Below are 3,585 nucleotides of genomic sequence, written 5' to 3'. Positions count from 1 at the left end.
CGACAGGAACCGGCGCACCTCGTGCAGCACCCGGCCCAGGTCGTCGGGGTGGATGAGCCCGGCCAGCTCGCAGCCGACCAGTTCCTCCGGGTCCGTGCCGTAGACCCCGAGGGCCGCGGGGCTGACGTAGCGCAGCACGCCGGACGGCGCCGCGATCATGATGACGTCGCTCGAACCCTGGACGAGCGAGCGGAAGTGGTTTTCCTTCTGGGCGAGTTCCTGGGTGAGGCTGATGTTGTCCAGCAGCATGATCGCCTGGCGGACGACCAGCGCCAGCACGACGGTGCACGCGGTCATCAGGACCACGCGGTCCACGCTGCGGCCGTCCAGCAGGTTGTACAGGATCCCCAGCGTGCACACGCCGGCCGCGAGGTACGGCGCGAGCGCGCCGATGTGCCCGGCGATGGGGCGGCCGCGCTCCTTCTGGGCGCACTCCTCGGCGTCCTCCGCCTCCTCGGCCCTGCCGACCCAGGGGGCGTACGCGAGCAGGACCGAGCCGGCGAACCAGCCCGCGTCCAGCAGCTGCCCCGAGTGGTACTGCTCCTGGAGCAGCGGCGAGGTGAACAGCGCGTCGCACAGGACCGTGAGCACCAGCGCGCCGATCGCCGTGTTGATCGCCGAGCGGCCGGCCGCGGTGCGCCGGAAGTGCAGCGCGAGCACCATGCTGACCAGCACGATGTCCAGCAGCGGGTACGCGAGCGAGAGAGCCACCCGCGGCACCGACTCGTCGTCCCCCGCGGCGTGCGCCAGGGCGAGCGTCCAGGAGATGGTGAGCAGGGAGCCGCCGATGAGCCAGGTGTCCAGGCCCAGGCAGATCCAGCCCGCCCTGGTCACCGGCCGCCGGGCGAGCACCAGCAGGCCGATGACCGCCGGCGGCGCGAAGAGCAGGAAGAAGAAGTCCGCGACGGACGCCTCGGGCAGCGGCCGCTGGAGCACGACCTCGTACCAGCCCCAGATGCCGTTGCCGATGCCCGCCATGGCGGACGAGACGCCGAACATGAGCCAGGCCGGCCGAAAGCGGCCCTGGCGGATACGCGCGTAGTAAAGACACGAGATGGCGGCCGCGAACGCCGCCGCGCTCAGCCCGAAGTCCCCCATGATCAGGGCGAGTCGGGAAGAGCCCCAGCCCAGAGCGGCACCGGTGGCATACCCCGCGCAGAGCACCGCGAGGACCAGCTGGGGTACGACCCCCGCGGGCAACGGCGGCCTGGGCACCACCGCCCCGATCGACGCGGTCACCGCGCCCCCCGGCTGCCGGGAGCCGGTCGCGCCCGCGATCCCGCCGCGACGCCGGCTCTCAGGGCCGGGAGGCGCGCGGGACTACCGCGCTGCCCGCGGACCGGAAATGTTTTCCACTTGCCGTGCATGTGCCCATCGCCCCCCTCGATATCGGTTGCGCCGCCGGCAGCGGGCCGGCCACGTTGACGTCGGGAGCAATCCCCGCTGCGGACGATACACCAGGTTCGTCACGCAGGGACATACTTCCTCTACGGAGCGTAACTAAAACCGAGAGTTGCGTGTCAACTACGTAGAGTGTTCGTGCGGTTGTCCGTCAGGCAACGGCGACCACGTGCTCCACCGCTTCACCGGCGGCGAACCGCCGCAACTGGGCGCGCAGCAGCCTCTCCGCACGCGGCCGGAACGCGGACGTGGGCCCGCCGGTGTGCGGGCTGATGAGCACGCCGGGAGCGCGCCACAGCGGGTGGCCGGCCGGCAGCGGCTCGGGGTCCGTGACGTCGAGCGCGGCCCGCAGCCGGCCCGGCTCCACCTCGTCCAGCAGGGCCTTCGTGTCCACGACGGCGCCGCGGGCGACGTTCACGAGCAGCGCGCCGTCCTTCATCCGGGCCAGGAACCCGGCGTCGACCAGGCCGCGGGTGGCGTCGGTCAGCGGGGTCGTCACGATCACCACGTCGGCGGCGGGCAGCAACTCCCGTACGTCGGCGAGGGCGTGGACGGGACCGCGCGGTGTGGTGCGCGGGGAGCGCGCGATGCGTACGACCCGCTCGCACTCGAAGCCCGCGAGCCGGTCCTCCACCGCGCTGCCGATGGCGCCGTAGCCGAGGATCAGCACGGTCTTGTCGGCGAGCGACGGGTGGAAGCCGGTGCGCCACTCCTGCGCGTCCTGGCGGCGCACGAAGTCCGGGATGCCGCGCAGCGAGGCGAGGGTGAGCGCGAGCGCCAGCTCGGCGGTCGACGCCTCGTGCACGCCGCGGGCGTTGCACAGCCTGGCCCCCGGCGGCAGCGAGGCCACCACCGGCAGATAGTCGTCGACGCCGGCGGTGAGGGTCTGCAGCACCTTCAGCCGCGTCATCAGCGGCACCGGATCGTGAGTGATCGGACGCATGTACGGGGCCACCAGGAAGACGCACTCCGCCGGGTCGGCCGGGAAGTCCGGCTCGGCGTCCCAGTGGACGTAGTCGAGCTCCCCCGGCAGCCCGGTGATCTCGTCCGGCGGAATCGGCAGCCACACCTGTCCCTCACTCATGGACACGAGGTTAGGGCCTGTCGTTCGGACCTTCGCCGGGCTCGCTGGGGGCACCGCCCACGAGCGAAGCGCTGTGGGGGAGCCTGGCACCGCTCCCCCACAGCGCGCAGAGCACGCGTGGGCGGTACCCCCAGCCGCGTTGTCGTCGGTCGACGACGCTCCGCGTCGCCTCCCTCCTCCGCCTTGCGATGCACGGCACCAGCCGCCGCTCCCTGATCCGGCAAGACCCAAACGACAGGCCCTACGTGATCGGTACGGGCGCACGGATTGCCGGGGGTGAGGCGGTCCGTGGTCGCGGGACGCTGTCGGCGGCAGGGTCTAGGGTGCCTTGCGTGGAGCGCAGGACGATCGGGGCGGCGGCCCTGCAGGTGGGTGCTGTCGGCCTCGGCTGCATGCCGATGAGCTGGGCGTACAGCACGTCGCGGCAGCAGGGCGAGGAGTCCGTACGGGCCGTGTGCGCGGCTCTCGACGCCGGCGTGAGCCTGCTCGACACCGCCGACATGTACGGGCCGTTCACCAACGAGCTGCTGGTCGGCCGGGTGCTCAAGGAGCGGCGCGCGGAGGCGTTCGTCTCCACCAAGGTCGGCCTCCTCGTCGGCGAGCAGCACGTCGTCGCCAACGGCCGCCCGGCGTACGTCAGGCGCGCCTGCGACGCCTCGCTGCGCCGGCTGCAGACCGACGTCATCGACCTGTACCAACTGCACCGCGAGGACCCCGAGGTGCCCGTCGAGGAGACCTGGGGCGCGATGGCGGAGCTGGTCGCGGCGGGCAAGGTGCGCGCGCTGGGGTTCTGCGCGGTCGGGGCGCGCGCGGACCGCCGCGCGGGCGGCGGGGTGTACGGCGGGATGTACGGCGCGACGATCGGCCGGCTGGCCCGGGTGCAGCAGGTGTTCCCGGTCAGCAGCGTGCAGGCGGAGCTGTCGGTGTGGTCGCCGGAGGCGCTGGCGAGCCTGCTGCCGTGGTGCGCGGCGCGGCAGGTCGGCTTCCTGGCCGCGATGCCGCTGGGGCACGGGTTCCTGACGGGCACGCTCACGCCGGGGCAGGGCTTCGAGCCCGACGACATACGCGCCCGGCACCCGCGGTTCACCGCCGAGATGATG

The 3,585-nt window shown here is 72.8% G+C and carries 3 protein-coding genes; 1 reads left to right on the top strand and 2 read right to left on the bottom strand.

All coding sequences use genetic code 11. From position 1 onward, the window contains the following. Both H5J30_RS22195 and H5J30_RS22190 read right to left on the bottom strand, forming a co-directional pair. On the bottom strand, window positions 1–1,239 hold a 1,239-nt coding region (locus H5J30_RS22195; RefSeq protein WP_181789144.1), incomplete at its 3' end, for a PAS domain S-box protein. A 313-nt stretch (window positions 1,240–1,552) separates the two neighbouring features. Next, window positions 1,553–2,485: a 2-hydroxyacid dehydrogenase gene (locus tag H5J30_RS22190; protein ID WP_220189219.1), complete on the bottom strand. Its 933-nt coding sequence runs from the start codon at window positions 2,483–2,485 to the stop codon at window positions 1,553–1,555. 332 nt (window positions 2,486–2,817) lie between these two features. Between H5J30_RS22190 and H5J30_RS22185 the strand changes: the two genes are divergently transcribed. Next, window positions 2,818–3,585 (top strand): aldo/keto reductase (locus H5J30_RS22185; protein ID WP_181789143.1); only part of this gene is annotated, 768 nt, incomplete at its 3' end.

The organism is Streptomyces phytophilus (assembly GCF_013870535.1).
Classification (GTDB): Bacteria; Actinomycetota; Actinomycetes; order Streptomycetales; family Streptomycetaceae; genus Streptomyces; species Streptomyces phytophilus.
The sequence above is the reverse complement of the archived record's forward strand: the minus strand, read 5'-3'. Positions and strand labels throughout refer to the sequence as shown.

Excerpts from the sequence above, each read along its gene's own strand:
- H5J30_RS22190 (WP_220189219.1), bottom strand. The coding sequence starts at position 2,485 with ATGAGTGAGGGACAGGTGTGGCTGCCGATTCCGCCGGACGAGATCACC.